This window comes from Mycobacterium cajalii, from assembly GCF_045809005.2.
Lineage (GTDB): Bacteria > Actinomycetota > Actinomycetes > Mycobacteriales > Mycobacteriaceae > Mycobacterium.
The window spans coordinates 37,710-51,329 of record NZ_CM141436.1 but is presented as its reverse complement, the minus strand read 5'-3'; the positions used below and the strand labels follow the sequence as shown (position 1 = coordinate 51,329).

Sequence of the window (13,620 nt, the reverse complement as noted above, 5' to 3'; positions counted from 1 at the left end):
CGGGCCACCGGCGGGTCGATACGGTGGCACGGATGACTTCGTGGGTGGGCCGTCTCGTGGCGACGCTCCTGCTGGTGTGCGGCCTGTCCGGCGCGCTGGCGCCGCGGGCCGCCGCCGACCGCAACCAGTGCGCGCCGGCCGGCCTGGACAGCGCAACGGTGCTGCCGAAGGACCTGATCAACCGCGCCGCCACCGAGCGGGGCGACCGGTACACCACCGCCACCGTGGAACCGCTGAGCGCGGTGGACGTCGACACGCTGGGGCTCGGCATACCGGGTGTGCTGACCGTCGGCACGCTCTCGGATGCCCCGCCGAACGCGTGCATCAACCCCACCGGCGGCTTCAGCGGCTTCGACAACCAGTTGCTGATCGCCATCGCCAAGAAGCTGGGCCTGCAAGTCCGCTTCGTCGGAACGGATTTCGCCGGTCTGCTCGCCCAGGTCGCGTCGCGGCGCTTCGACGTCGGGTCGGCGTCGATCAAGGCCACCGACGCGCGGCGGCGCACCGTCGCCTTCACCAACGGCTACGACTTCGGCTACTACTCGCTGGTGGTACCGCCCGGGTCGCCGATCACGTCGTTCGGTGACCTGACCGCCGGCCAGCGCATCGGGGTGGTCCAGGGCACCGTCGAGGAGGCCTACGTCGTGGACACCCTGCACCTGCAGCCGGTGAAATATCCCGACTTCGCCACCGTGTACACCAGCCTCAAGACGCGTCAGATCGACGCGTGGGTGGCTCCGGCGCTGCAGGCGTCGACCACGCTGCGGTCCGGAGATCCGGCGGTGATCGTGGCGAACACCTACAGCCCGGGCGGCTTCGTGGCGTACGCGGTCGCCAAGGACAACAAGCCGCTGCTGGACGCGCTGAACTCCGGGCTGGACGCGGTGATCGCGGACGGCACCTGGGCCAACCTGTATTCGCACTGGGTGCCGCGCACCCTGCCACCCGGCTGGAAACCGGGCTCGAAAGCCGTTGCCGCGCCCAGCCTGCCGGACTTCGCCGCGATCGCCGCCGAACATCACAGCCGGCCGGTGGACCCCACCGCCCCGAAATCGGGGCTGGCGCAGCTGCGCGACTCCTTCCTCGACTGGGACCTCTACCGGCAGGCCGTCCCGACCCTGTTCGCCACCGGCCTGCCCAACACGTTGATCCTGACCGGCAGCGCCGGCGTCATCGGGCTGCTGCTCGGCATGGGCCTGGCGATCGCGGGGATCTCGCACTCGCGCTGGGTCCGCTGGCCGGCACGCGTGTACACCGACGTGTTCCGCGGCCTTCCCGAGGTCGTGATCATCCTCATCGTGGGGCTGGGTTTCGGGCCGTTGGTCGGCGGCCTGACCAACCACAACCCCTATCCGCTGGGCATTGCCGCCCTGGGGATGATGGCCGCGGCCTACATCGGCGAGATCCTGCGCTCGGGAATCCAGAGCGTGGACCCCGGCCAGCTGGAGGCCGCCCGCGCGCTGGGCTTCAGCTACCCCGCCGCGATGCGGTTGGTGGTGGTGCCGCAGGGCATCCGGCGGGTGTTGCCGGCGCTGGTCAACCAGTTCATCGCGCTGTTGAAGGCCTCGGCGCTGGTGTACTTCCTGGGCCTGGTCGCCGACCAGCGCGAGCTGTTCCAGGTGGGGCGCGACCTCAACGCGCAGACCGGCAACCTGTCGCCGCTGGTGGCCGCCGGCCTGTTCTACCTGAGTCTGACTGTGCCCCTGACTCATCTGGTGAACCACATCGACACCCGGCTGCGCCGCGGGCGCGCCCCGTCCGAACCGGCGGCCGACACCGAAGCGGTGTTCGACCAGGAGATGACGTGACGACCGGCACGGCGGGTCGCTCGTCGGTATCGTTGGCGGCCAAGGCAATCCACCAGACTCTCGGCGGGCTGGCGGTGCTGCGCGGCGTCGACATCGAGGTTCCCGCGGGCAGCACGACCGCCGTGGTCGGACCGTCCGGGTCGGGCAAGTCGACGCTGCTGCGCAGCCTGAACCGGTTACACGAACCCGACAGCGGCGACATCCTGCTGGACGGCCGGTCGGTGCTGCGCGACGACCCCGACGAACTCCGTCAGCGCATCGGCATGGTGTTCCAGCATTTCAACCTCTTCCCCCACCTCAGCGTGCTGGACAACGTCGCGCTGGCGCCGCGCAAGTTGCGCCGACTGTCCGCCGGCGCGGCCCGCGACCTGGCGCGGACGCAGCTGGAGCGCGTCGGGCTCGAGCACAAGGCCGGCGCGCGGCCCGCCATGCTGTCCGGCGGCCAGCAACAACGGGTCGCGATCGCCCGCGCGTTGGCGATGGCCCCCCAGGTGATGCTGTTCGACGAGGCGACGTCGGCGCTGGACCCGGAGACGGTCAAGGGCATTCTCGAACTGATCGCCGCGCTCGGCGCCGAGGGCATGACGATGATCGTCGTCACCCACGAGATGGGGTTTGCCCGCTCCGCGTCCGACACCGTCGTTTTCATGGATCACGGCAAGGTCGTGGAATCGGGTCCGCCCGCTCAGATCTTCGAAGCCGCGCAGACGGAGCGCCTGCAGCGCTTCCTGGACCAAGTTCTTTGATGACCTAAAAATAGTCGGCGTGAGCTATCTCGTCGGCGCCCCACCTCGGGTTAGACTGGGCGGATTATGGCGGAAAGCGAGTCCACCGCGGCCGAGGTGACGGAGCTGGCGGAAGGTCTGCATCGCGCTCTGTCCAAGCTCTTCTCGATCCTGCGCCGCGGCGACCCCAACACCGACACGACCGGCGAGCTCACCCTGGCGCAGCTGTCGATCCTGGTGACTTTGCTGGATCAGGGACCCATCCGCATGACGGACCTGGCCGCGCACGAACGGGTCCGCACCCCCACCACCACGGTCGCGATCCGGCGGCTGGAAAAGATCGGGCTGGTGAAGCGTTCGCGGGATCCGTCCGACCTACGGGCCGTGCTCGTCGACATCACCCCGCGCGGACGGGCGGTTCTCAGCGAGTCGCTGGCCAACCGGCGCGCCGCCCTGGCCGCGATGCTCACCCAGCTGCCCGGCTCCGACCTGGACACCCTGATGCAGGCCCTCGCGCCGCTGGAACGGCTGGCCTCCGGCGAGCCGACGTCGGGTCCCGCCGGAGAGTCACCCGCGCGCAAGCAGGCGTGAAACCAGCTGCCGGTCAACGATTCTCGGCCATCGCCTAGGCTCGGGACATGCCCACTGCACTCATCACCGGCGCCGGCGGCGGAATCGGCTCGGCGATCGCCACCGCGCTCGCGCCGACGCACACCCTGCTGCTGGCCGGCCGGCCCTCCGGGCGGCTCGACGCCGTCGCCGAGCGGCTCGACGCCACCACGTTCCCCCTCGACCTGGCCGACCCCGACGGCATCGAATCCGGCTGCGAGGTGATCGACGGGCTCGACGTGCTGGTGCACAACGCCGGGGTGTCCGTTCCCGGCCACGTCGCCGAGTCCGCCGTCGAGGAGTGGCGCGCCACCTTCGAGGTGAATGTCTTTGGCGCGGTGGGGCTTACCTTGACGCTGTTGCCGGCGTTGCGGCGCGCCCGCGGCCAGGTGGTGTTCATCAACTCCGGCGCGGGGCGCCGGGTGTCACCGGGCATGGCCTCGTATTCGGCCAGCAAGTTCGCGCTGCGGGCGTTCGCCGACTCGCTGCGCGAGGACGAGCCGGATCTTCGGGTGACCACGATCTTTCCGGGCCGCACCGACACCGACATGCAACGCGAACTCGTCGCGTTCGAGGGCGGTGAGTACGACCCCGCCAGGTTCCTGCGGCCCGAGACCGTCGCGGCCGCGGTCGCCGGGGCGGTCGGGACCGCACCCGACGGTCACGTCCACGAGGTGGTGCTGCGGCCGCGCTGACGGGCCTCAGATCACCAGGTTGACCAGCCGGCCGGGGACCACGATCACCTTGCGGGGGGTGGCGCCGGCCAGGAACGCCTGCACCTTCTCGTCGGCCAGCGCGGCGGCTTCCAGTGACCCGGCGTCGGCGTCGGCGGCGACCACGACCCGCCCGCGCACCTTGCCGTTGACCTGCACCGGGTACTCGACGGTGTCCTCGACGAGGTAGGCGGGGTCGGCCTGCGGGAAAGGACCGTGCGCCAGCGAGGCGCTGTGGCCCAGCCGCGACCACAGTTCCTCGGCCAGGTGCGGGGCCAGCGGCGCCAGCATCAACACCAGCGGCTCGACCGCCGCGCGCGGCACCGCGTCGCGGTGCTCCTTGGTGAGGTGGTTGGTGTACTCGATGAGCTTGGCCGCGGCGGTGTTGTTGCGCAGTGCCGCATAGTCTTCCGACACCCCGGCGATGGTGCGGTGCAGCACCCGCAGGGTTGCGGGGTCCAGCTCGGGCGCGTCGGCCACCCGGCTCGCACCGGTGCCCTCGTCGACCACCAACCGCCACACCCGCTGCAGGAAGCGGTGCGCGCCGACGACGTCCTTGGTGGCCCAGGGGCGCGACGCCTCCAGCGGGCCCATCGACATCTCGTAGACCCGCAGCGTGTCCGCGCCGTACTCGTCGCAGATCTCGTCGGGCGAGATCGAGTTCTTCAGGCTCTTGCCGATCTTGCCGAACTCCTGGAAGACCTCGACCTCGCCACCGGGCCCCGCGTAGACGAAGCGCCCGTCGCGTTCGACCACGTCGTCGGCTGGTACGTAGGAGCCGCGGGCGTCGGTGTAGGCGAACGCCTGGATGTAGCCCTGGTTGACCAGGCGGCGGTAGGGCTCCCGGGAGCTGACGTGGCCCAGGTCGTAGAGGACCTTGTGCCAGAACCGCGCATACAGCAGGTGCAGCACCGCGTGTTCGGCTCCCCCGACGTACAGGTCGACGCCGCCGGGGTCGTTCGGGCCGTGCTCGGCGGGCCGCGGGCCCATCCAGTAGGCCTCGTTCTCCTTGGCGCAGAACCGCTCCGAGTTGTGCGGGTCGGTGTAGCGCAGCTCGTACCAGGAACTGCCCGCCCACTGCGGCATCACGTTGGTGTCGCGGCTGTAGGGCTTCAGCCCCTCCCCCAGGTCCAGTTCGACGTGCACCCAGTCGGTCGCCTTGGCCAGCGGCGGGGACGGCTCGCTGCCGGCGTCGTCGGGGTCGAACAGGACCGGCGAGTAGTCCGGCACGTCGGGCAGTTCGACGGGCAGGGCGGCCTCGTCGAGGGCGTGCGGGCGTCCGTCGCCGTCGTAGACGATCGGGAACGGCTCACCCCAGTACCGCTGGCGCGCGAAAAGCCAGTCGCGCAGCTTGAATTCGATGCGGGCGCGGCCGCGGCCGTCGGACTCCAGGCGGGCCGTCATCGCCTTCTTGGCCGCCGCCACGTCCATGCCGTCGAGAAAACCGGAATTCACCAACACCCCGTCGCCGGTGTGCGCGGCCTGCGAAACATCGCCGCCGGCAATGACTTCCACGATCGGCAGACCGAACTCGTGGGCGAAGTCCCAGTCCCGCTGGTCGTGGCCGGGTACCGCCATGATCGCCCCCGTGCCGTAGCCGGCCAGCACGTAGTCGGCGATGAAGACGGGCACCGGCTCGCCGTTGGCCGGGTTGGTCGCGTAGGCGCCCAGGAAGACGCCGGTCTTCTCCCTGCTCTCCTGGCGCTCCAGGTCGGACTTGGCGGCGATCGCGCGGCGGTAGGCGGCGACGGCCTGCGCCGGCGTGGCGGCGCCGTAGGTCCAGGCGGGATCGGCGCCGCCCGGCCAGGCGGTGGCGATCAGCCGGTCGACCAGGTCGTGCTCGGGCGCCAGGACCAGGTACGTGGCACCGAACAGCGTGTCGGGCCGGGTCGTGAACACCTCGACGTCCACGGCCGCACCGTCGCGCGTGGCCGCCGAGAACAGCGCCTGCGCGCCGGTCGAACGGCCGATCCAGTTGCGCTGCATGGTCTTGACCTGATCGGGCCAGTCCAGCACGTCCAGGTCGTCGAGCAGCCGGTCGGAATAGGCGGTGATGCGCATCATCCACTGCCGCAACCGTTTCCGGAACACCGGGAAGTTGCCGCGGTCGCTGCGGCCGTCGGCGGTGACCTCCTCGTTGGCCAGCACCGTGCCCAGCCCGGGACACCAGTTCACCATCGAGTCCGCGCGGTAGACCAGGCGGTGGCCGTCGATCACGTCGGCCCGCTCCCCCGCCGACAGCGCGCCCCAGTCCCGCCCGTCGTCGAGGCGTCGTGCACCGGAGTCGAATTCGGCGGCCAGTTCGGCGATCGGGCGGGCCTTGCCCGCCGCCGTGTCGTACCACGCGTTGTAGATCTGCAGGAAGATCCACTGCGTCCACTTGTAGAACTCGACGTCGGTGGTCGAGAAGCTGCGCCGGCTGTCGTGGCCGAGACCGAGCCGGGCCAGCTGACGGCGGAAGTTCACGATGTTGGCCTCGGTCCGGGTCCGCGGATGGGTGCCGGTCTGCACCGCGTACTGCTCGGCGGGCAGCCCAAAAGCGTCAAATCCCAACGCGTGCAGCACATTATGGCCGGTCATCCGGAAGTAGCGCGCGTACACGTCGGTGGCGATGTAGCCCAGCGGGTGGCCGACGTGCAGCCCCTCCCCCGACGGATACGGGAACATGTCCTGCACGAACAGCTTGTCCTCGGGCACCGGCGTCCCCTGCGGCGGCGCCAGCGCACCCACCGGATTGGCGACGTTGAACGTGCCCAGCCGCGCCCAGTTGTCCTGCCAGGCGCTCTCGATGCGGCTCGCCAGCGCCGCGGTGTAGCGGTGCGGCGGCGCATCGGAGTCCGGCACTGGACCTGGCGCTGCGGCACTGCCGCTCGCGGCGGTCGGGGATTCGGTCACGCCAACAGGGTATAAGGACCGCCGCGGCGCTCCCGCCGGCCACGGGTTGGTCTCGTTTCCGTTGCGCGGCGATCAGAGCTTCATCCCAGCTCTATTTCGGGCCTGTTCACCGCATTTGACCACTGGATACAGTCAGCCCCTAACGACGGGCGCTCGTGCCGAAGCCTCGTGGGAAGGACCGACGCAGATGATTCAGTTCGCCCCCGCCCGGCGGGCATTTCTCGGGGGTATGGTTGCCGGCTTGATCGCCGTCGGGGTTGTCGCGGGCGCCAAGGCATCGGCGGATCCCGTGCTTCCCGCACCCGCGCCCGCCGTGCCCGCGCCGGCACCGGTGCAGCCCAACGTCGCCACGGTACCCGGCGGGGTGGGCGGCAACCGCGTCGTCGCCACCCCACCCGTGTCGAATGCGTTGGTCCCGCCGAGCGCCGCGGCGGCCGGAGCCGCCCCCCCGGTCGCACCGGCGCCACCGGTGGCGGCACCCGCGACCACGGGAACGCTCCGCGAGTACCTGCAGACCAAGGGCGTCAAGCTGGAAGCCCAGAAGCCCCAGGGATTCAAGGCGCTCGACATCACACTGCCGGTGCCCACCCGCTGGACCCAGGTGCCCGACCCCAACGTGCCCGACGCGTTCGCGGTGATCGCCGACCGCCAGGGCAACAGCATCTACACCTCGAACGCGCAGGTCGTGGTTTACAAACTGGTCGGCACCTTCGATCCCGGAGAGGCCATCACGCACGGCTACGTCGACAGCCAGAAGCTCCCGGCCTGGCAGGCCACGAACGCCTCCATGGCCGACTTCGACGGGTTCCCGTCGTCGGTGATCGAGGGCACCTACCGCGACGGTGACATGATGCTCAACACGTCGCGGCGCCACGTCGTCGCCACCTCCGGGCACGACAGATATCTGGTGTCGCTGGCGGTCACCACCGACCGCGCCCAGGCGGTGGCGGACGCGCCGGCCACCGACGCCATCATCAACGGGTTCCGGGTCGCCGTGCCCGGCGCACCGGCCCCCGCGCCCGCTCAGGCACCCGCCGCCGCTCAGGCACCCGCCGCGGCACCCGTCGGCCTACCCGGCACCGTGCCCGCCACCGTGCCCGGCGCCGCGCCCGCTACGGCGCCGGTCGGGCTTCCCGCCACGGCGCCGGCCACGACCCCACTGGGCCTTCCCGGGCAGGCGGCCCTGTCCAACCAGACGCCGCCCCAGCAGCCCATGCCCAACCTGCTGGCCCTGGTGCCGGGCCTGCCGCCGCTGCCCAACCTCCACCTCGGCCCGCAACGCTAGCGTCGGCGCAGGCCCTGGCGCGCGCGTTCCCGGGCCGGCTCGTATTGTGTGCCCATGCTGATCGCGGGGGTGTTGTGCGTGTGTGCGGCGGTGGCATCCGCCGGGTTCGGGATCTGGTCGCTTTCCCGGGGCCACACCGCCGACACCGTGCAGCGGGCGCTGCGGGCGATGGCCCCCACCCAGCTGGCGGCCGCGGTGATGCTCACCGCCGGCGGCGTCGTGGCCCTGGCCGCAGCCCCGCACACCGCCCTGGTCGTGCTCATCGTGTGCGTCGCCGGCGCCCTGGGGACGCTGGCCGCCGGCTCGTGGCAGAGCGCGCGCTTCGCGCTGAATCAGGCGGCGACGGCCCCCGGCTGCGGTGGCGCCTGCGCCGGCTGCACGCAGTCCTGCGGCTGACGGCGCCCGGGCTCAGTTGCGGCTGACGTCGATCGGATGGGTGGCCAGCAGCGACATCGGTAGCGGCTGCCGGCGCAGCACCTGCCCCCACAGGTCGGTCCGCGGCCCGACGAGGACGTCGGAGGGCAAGGCCGACAGCACAATCCAGTCGTCGCGCTCGATCTCGCCTTCCAGCTGACCGATCGTCCAGCCGGAGTATCCGGCAAAGATCCGCACGCCCTCGACCAGCGGCGCGATCGTGTCCGGGTCCGCGTCCAGGTCGACCATCACCACCCGGCCGGTGACGTGACGCAAACCCGGCACACCCTGCGGGTCGGCGCCGACGCGCAGCGTCGCCAGGCACAGCGCCGCGTCGCGCTTGACGGGGCCCCCGATGAACATCGTCTTGGGCTTGGCCACCAGCTTGGTCCACTGGGGCAGCACGTTGTACACGGCCGTCTCGCTGGCCCGGTTGACCACGACACCCAGCGTGCCGCCCTCGTTGTGTTCCACGATGTAGATCACGCTGCGCCGAAACGTCGGTTCGAGGAGATTGGTGTTGGCCAGCAGCAAGGTGCCCGCACGCACCCGCTGTGCGGCGCGAGCGACAAAGTCCTCCGGATCTTCTGGCGGGGCCATCACACCATCATCGCATCCCCGGGCAGCCCCGCCCGGGGGAATCGAGCGTCGCCCGCAAATATTTGTACTGTTGTGGGAAGCGGCGTCGACCGCAGCGATTGTGCCTGCCCCCTCACGGAAGTCGGTTCTGTGACTCAAACCCGGACGCCCACGCGCGCACCCGCGGACATCTGGCGGTCGGTGCGCGGTTTGCCCGATTTCTGGCGGCTGCTGCAGGTGCGCATGGCGAGTCAGTTCGGGGACGGTCTGTTCCAGGCGGGGATGGCCGGAGCGCTGCTGTTCAACCCGGACCGGGCCGCCGACCCGATGGCGATCGCCCGCGCGTTCGCGGTGCTGTTTTTGCCCTACTCGCTGCTGGGGCCGTTCGCCGGGGCGCTGATGGACCGCTGGGATCGGCGCCTGGTGCTGGTCGGCGCCACCGCGGCCCGGCTGGTCCTGATCGCCGCGATCGGCACGATTCTGGCCGTGCGGGCCGGAGACGTGGCGCTGCTGATCGCGGCGTTGTTCGCCAACGGCCTGGCGCGGTTCGTCGGGTCCGGGCTGTCGGCGTCCCTGCCGCACGTGGTGCCGCGCGAACAGGTGGTGACCATGAACGCGGTCGCCACCGCGTCGGGCGCCGTCGCGGCGTTCCTGGGCGCCAACTTCATGCTGGTGCCCCGCTTGCTGATGGGCGCCGGCGACGACGGCGCCTCGGCGATCATCTTCCTCACCGCGATCCCGGTGTCGATCGCGTTGCTGCTGTCGTTGCGGTTCGGCCCCCGGGTGCTCGGCCCGGACGACACGGTGCGCGCCATCCACGGGTCGGCGCTGTACGCGGTCCTCACCGGCTGGCTGCACGGGGCGCGCACGGTCGTGCGCTACCCGACGGTGGCCGGCACCCTGTCGGGGCTGGCCGCGCACCGGATGGCGGTCGGCATCAACTCGCTGCTGATCCTGCTGTTGGTCCGCCACCTGAGCGGGCCGGCCGCCGGGGGACTGGGCACCGCGCTGATCTTCTTCGCCGCCACGGGCCTCGGGGCGTTCCTGGCCAACCTGCTGACGCCGGTCGCGGTGCGCCGGTGGGGCCGCTACGCCACGGCCAACGGCGCGCTGGCCGCCGCCGCGCTGATGCAGACCGCGGGCGCCGGGTTGCGGATTCCGGTCATGGTGGTGTGCGGCTTCCTGCTCGGCGTGGCCGGCCAGGTGGTCAAGCTGTGCGCGGACTCCGCGATGCAGATCGACGTCGACGACGCGTTGCGCGGGCACGTGTTCGCGGTGCAGGACGCGCTCTTCTGGGTCGCGTTCATCGCCGCGATCACCGTGGCCGCGGCGTTGATCCCAGCCGACGGGCACGCCCCCGCGTTCGCGCTGTTCGGGTCGGCTCTGTACCTGGGCGGGCTGCTCGTCCACGCCTTCGTGGGCAGGCGATGATGGCCGGCCCCGGGCCGATCGTGGCCGACCTGCGCGCCGAGAGCGACGACCTCGACGCCCTGGTGGCGCCGCTTGCGGAGGACCAGTGGGCCCTTCCGACGCCCGCGCCGGGCTGGACCATCGCCCACCAGATCGCGCACCTGCTGTGGACTGACCGGGTCGCGCTCACCGCGATCACCGATGAGGCCGCGTTCGAGGCCGCGCTCGAGGCCGCCGCGGCCGACCCGAACGGCTTCGTCGACGCGGGCGCGGCGGAACTGGCGGCCCTACCGCCGTCGGGGTTGCTCAGCGACTGGCGGGTGAACCGGGCGCGACTGCACGAGGCGCTGCTGGCGGTGCCGGAGGGGCGCAAGGTGCCGTGGTTCGGCCCACCCATGAGCGCGGCGTCGATGGCCACCGCCCGGCTCATGGAGACCTGGGCGCACGGCCTCGACGTCGCCGACGCCCTCGGCGTCACCCGGCCCGCCACGCCGCGACTGCAGTCGATCGCCCACCTCGGGGTGCGGACCCGCGACTACGCGTTCTTCGTCCACAACCTGGCAGCCCCGGCCGAGCCGTTCCGCGTCGAGTTGCGGGCCCCCGACGGCGACACCTGGTCGTGGGGACCACCCGACGCCCCCCAGCGGGTCACCGGCGTGGCCCTGGACTTCTGCTTCCTGGTCACTCAGCGGCGCCCGCTGCGCGAACTGGACATCGCCGCCGAGGGCGCCGACGCGCGGCGCTGGCTGGAGATCGCCCAGGCTTTCGCCGGCCCGCCCGGCGCCGGCCGCTGAGGCGGCGCGGCGCGCTCACTGCAGGGGGCCGCCGTAGGCGGCCTCGTTCTGCGTCTCGGCCTCTTCGCGCAGGGCGGCGATCGCCAGGTTCAGCCGGTCCGCCAGCTCCCCGTGGCTGTAGCCGGTCACCACGCCGGGGTGCAGCGTCAGCTGCAGCAACCTGCCGTCGGCGTTGGCGACGGCGTGGACGTCGCCGAGGTCGACGCTGTAGGTGACGGTCTCGGCCTGGGCGACCAGCGCCTCCCATTTGTCGGCCGCCTCGCTCAGATCGCGCAGCACCGCGTCGACGAGATCCCTGTCGCTCAGGTTCGCGCGACCGCCCGATCCCGACACGCCGCCAAGTATCCTTCAGCGCTCCGACCAGCGTCAATTCATGATCGCGGGCTCACTGACCCGCCGGTGCGTCCAGTTTCTGGAACCAGGCCAGGTGGTAGTTCGCCGAGGTCGCATCCCCTGTGACGGCGGCCTCGGTGGCCGCCAGCAGCAGGCAGTTGCGCAACAAGCCGGGGCCCGCACCGCGATGCTGCACCGGCAGCTGGTGCAGTGCGGTGTCGAGATGCACCCGCAGCAGGTCCACCTCGTCGTCGAGGACCCGGATCCCGCCGGCCGCGGCCGCGGCCAACGCGTGCACGAGCCGGGGCAGGCCGGCGCGCTCACGCGTCGCGTCGCTCAGCACCCGCCTCCCATCCGGGACCGGGGGCAGTTCGCGGGGGCGCAGCGAGGACGTCGTCGGGTCGAAGTCGTCCGGCCAGCCCAGGCGGTCCCCGGGAGCGTAGGCCGCGACGCGCGTGGCGTCACCTACCAGGCCGGCGACCGTGCCGCTGCGCCGCTCCGGCGGCAGCAGTCGCACGTCGGCGGGAAGCGTGATGCCCGGCGGTATCCACCCGTGGGCCAGGTCGGTGACCAGGACCGTGCTGCCGTCGGAGCGGTCGCCGACCGCCCAGTTCAGCCGTGGTGCCTGACGGGCCGCGAAGGTCAGCAGACGGCGCAGTCGCTGGTCGGGCGACTCGGCCCCGGCGGCCTCGACGACCTCGATGACCTGGGTGACCTCGGTTGCGGGCGCAGCCTCCTGCTCGGCATTCCCCGCCACGGTGGCGCGGTGCCGGCCCGGCGGGGCTGCGGCGTCGTGACCGGCCGCCGGCGCGTCACCCCTGAGCGCGTGCAACTGGCGGATCGTCGACTCGACCCGTTGCACGGCCAGGGCACGGGCCTCGTCGACGATCCGGGCCTCCTCTTCCTGCCGGATCGACTCCACCAGTCCCGCCCGCTGCAGCTTCTTCAGCACGTCGTTGGCGCTTTCGACGATTCGCTGCAGATCGGCCTTCAAATACTCTGCGAGCGTGGCGGTTTCGTCGGTGACCGGTGAGAGCAAGGCGGGCCAGAGCCCGCCCGTCACCCACGGGGTGCAATCGACCGGAGCGCTGAAGGCCGGAATCGCCAACGATTCTCGGGTGGCCCTCCGCAGGCGCCGGCGCGCCGTTATCCGATCCATCACCACCGGCCCAGCGTAACGGCATCTCACGCGCGCATGGCTGAGTCGGTGAATTGTGCGGCCGCGCAGGCCTGGGTAGCGTGCAGGCATGGCTGAATCTGCCCTGCAGCAGCAACTCGACGAAGTGCGCGCCCTGCTCGCACGGGCGCGGGAGTTGTTCGGCCCCAACCCGATCGAGCCACCCACCGATATCGCGCCGGATTCCGGTGCGGTCGAGACGCGGCTGGGCTAGCTGGCCCGTCCCGCGTCCCGGCGGCGCGGCTACCGCACACCGTCGCGGCGCCGCATATCGTGCGCCAGCAGCTTTTCGATCGCGGCGTCGAGATCGTAGGGGGTGGGCACCTGAGCCGACGGCGTGTGGCCGGCGGCCAGGATCTCGTCGCGCACCTCCAGCAGCGCCTTCAGATGCGACACGTCCGCGGTCAGCAGGATGCCCCGCGCCAGCGTCTCGGCGTCGGTCTCCATCGCCTCGTCGCTCAGCATGACGCTGTGCAGGTAGCCGCCGCGGCAGGACCGGACGAGGATGTGCCCGCTGGGGTGGACGGTGTCGAAGGCGGGATTGGGGTCGGTCATCGACCGCCGTCGCCGATGCCGCCGAATTCGCTGGCCGCATCCTGCTCGTGCTGTTCCCACCTGCTCGCCGACACCCGCAGCTTGTCGGCCATGTCGGCGTGGTCGTCGGCTTGCTGCTCGTAGCACTGGCGCCTGAGCTCGAGCAGTTCGCGCCCGGCCTCGCGCAGGTCGCCGAAGATCGGCCCCAGGGAGTCCAGGCTCTCCTGGATCGCGGCATGCGTCGACGGCACGGTGCGCAGGTAGTCGGAGGCGTCCTGGTGCTGGGCGGCGGCCTGCCGCAGCTGCGCGGGCTCCACGTGGATCGAATCGGCCATCCGCTGTCT

The 13,620-nt window shown here is 71.5% G+C and carries 15 protein-coding genes; 9 read left to right on the top strand and 6 right to left on the bottom strand.

Annotation, left to right across the window (positions count from 1 at the left end):
* The first annotated feature begins 32 nt into the window (after window positions 1–32).
* The 4 genes from ACJ512_RS00265 to ACJ512_RS00250 all read left to right on the top strand — a co-directional run bounded on the left by ACJ512_RS00265 (window position 33) and on the right by ACJ512_RS00250 (window position 3,837).
* Window positions 33–1,808, top strand: coding sequence for an ABC transporter substrate-binding protein/permease (locus tag ACJ512_RS00265; protein ID WP_407685432.1), 1,776 nt, complete (start codon window positions 33–35; stop codon window positions 1,806–1,808).
* The gene (locus ACJ512_RS00260; RefSeq protein ID WP_407685431.1) at window positions 1,805–2,554 is read left to right on the top strand and encodes an amino acid ABC transporter ATP-binding protein; all 750 of its coding nucleotides are present in this window, start codon (window positions 1,805–1,807) and stop codon (window positions 2,552–2,554) included. Before ACJ512_RS00265 ends, ACJ512_RS00260 begins: the two co-directional genes overlap by 4 nt.
* Window positions 2,555–2,620: 66 nt before the next feature.
* A complete protein-coding gene (locus ACJ512_RS00255; RefSeq protein ID WP_407685430.1) occupies window positions 2,621–3,124 on the top strand; it encodes a MarR family winged helix-turn-helix transcriptional regulator in 504 nt (167 codons plus the stop codon).
* Window positions 3,125–3,171: 47 nt separating this feature from the next.
* Window positions 3,172–3,837, top strand: coding sequence for an SDR family oxidoreductase (locus ACJ512_RS00250; protein ID WP_407685429.1), 666 nt, complete (start codon window positions 3,172–3,174; stop codon window positions 3,835–3,837).
* A 6-nt stretch (window positions 3,838–3,843) separates the two neighbouring features.
* Here the strand turns inward: ACJ512_RS00250 and leuS are convergent, their stop codons facing one another.
* Window positions 3,844–6,750: a leucine--tRNA ligase gene (gene leuS, locus ACJ512_RS00245; protein WP_407685428.1), complete on the bottom strand. Its 2,907-nt coding sequence runs from the start codon at window positions 6,748–6,750 to the stop codon at window positions 3,844–3,846.
* Window positions 6,751–6,937: 187 nt separating this feature from the next.
* Between leuS and ACJ512_RS00240 the strand changes: the two genes are divergently transcribed.
* Both ACJ512_RS00240 and ACJ512_RS00235 read left to right on the top strand, forming a co-directional pair.
* Window positions 6,938–8,035 carry an LpqN/LpqT family lipoprotein gene (locus ACJ512_RS00240; protein ID WP_407685427.1) on the top strand — a complete coding sequence of 366 codons (1,098 nt, stop codon included), beginning with the start codon at window positions 6,938–6,940 and terminating at the stop codon, window positions 8,033–8,035.
* A 54-nt stretch (window positions 8,036–8,089) separates the two neighbouring features.
* The gene (locus ACJ512_RS00235; RefSeq protein WP_407685426.1) at window positions 8,090–8,431 is read left to right on the top strand and encodes a hypothetical protein; all 342 of its coding nucleotides are present in this window, start codon (window positions 8,090–8,092) and stop codon (window positions 8,429–8,431) included.
* A 12-nt stretch (window positions 8,432–8,443) separates the two neighbouring features.
* Here the strand turns inward: ACJ512_RS00235 and ACJ512_RS00230 are convergent, their stop codons facing one another.
* Window positions 8,444–9,049: a YqgE/AlgH family protein gene (locus tag ACJ512_RS00230; RefSeq protein WP_407685425.1), complete on the bottom strand. Its 606-nt coding sequence runs from the start codon at window positions 9,047–9,049 to the stop codon at window positions 8,444–8,446.
* Window positions 9,050–9,178: 129 nt separating this feature from the next.
* Here ACJ512_RS00230 and ACJ512_RS00225 point away from each other — a divergent pair, with 129 nt between their 5' ends.
* On the top strand, window positions 9,179–10,459 hold the full coding sequence (locus ACJ512_RS00225; RefSeq protein WP_407685424.1) for an MFS transporter: 1,281 nt from the start codon (window positions 9,179–9,181) through the stop codon (window positions 10,457–10,459).
* Window positions 10,459–11,232 carry a TIGR03084 family metal-binding protein gene (locus tag ACJ512_RS00220; protein WP_407685423.1) on the top strand — a complete coding sequence of 258 codons (774 nt, stop codon included), beginning with the start codon at window positions 10,459–10,461 and terminating at the stop codon, window positions 11,230–11,232. The genes ACJ512_RS00225 and ACJ512_RS00220 overlap by 1 nt, the downstream gene beginning before the upstream one ends.
* A 15-nt stretch (window positions 11,233–11,247) precedes the next feature.
* Here ACJ512_RS00220 and ACJ512_RS00215 read toward each other — a convergent pair whose 3' ends face one another.
* Together ACJ512_RS00215 and ACJ512_RS00210 are read right to left on the bottom strand one after the other, a co-directional pair.
* Window positions 11,248–11,565: a DUF2710 family protein gene (locus tag ACJ512_RS00215; protein WP_407685422.1), complete on the bottom strand. Its 318-nt coding sequence runs from the start codon at window positions 11,563–11,565 to the stop codon at window positions 11,248–11,250.
* Window positions 11,566–11,617: 52 nt separating this feature from the next.
* A complete protein-coding gene (locus tag ACJ512_RS00210) occupies window positions 11,618–12,724 on the bottom strand; it encodes a DUF5632 domain-containing protein (RefSeq protein WP_407685472.1) in 1,107 nt (368 codons plus the stop codon).
* A gap of 88 nt (window positions 12,725–12,812) precedes the next feature.
* Here ACJ512_RS00210 and ACJ512_RS00205 point away from each other — a divergent pair, with 88 nt between their 5' ends.
* Window positions 12,813–12,956, top strand: a complete 144-nt coding sequence (locus tag ACJ512_RS00205) for a hypothetical protein (protein WP_407685421.1) — start codon at window positions 12,813–12,815, stop codon at window positions 12,954–12,956.
* A 29-nt stretch (window positions 12,957–12,985) separates the two neighbouring features.
* Here ACJ512_RS00205 and ACJ512_RS00200 read toward each other — a convergent pair whose 3' ends face one another.
* Complete coding sequence (locus ACJ512_RS00200) at window positions 12,986–13,297, bottom strand: DUF2694 family protein (RefSeq protein ID WP_407685420.1); 312 nt, start codon at window positions 13,295–13,297, stop codon at window positions 12,986–12,988.
* Window positions 13,294–13,611 carry an ESX-1 secretion-associated protein gene (locus tag ACJ512_RS00195; protein ID WP_407685419.1) on the bottom strand — a complete coding sequence of 106 codons (318 nt, stop codon included), beginning with the start codon at window positions 13,609–13,611 and terminating at the stop codon, window positions 13,294–13,296. Before ACJ512_RS00195 ends, ACJ512_RS00200 begins: the two co-directional genes overlap by 4 nt.
* Window positions 13,612–13,620 lie beyond the last annotated feature (9 nt).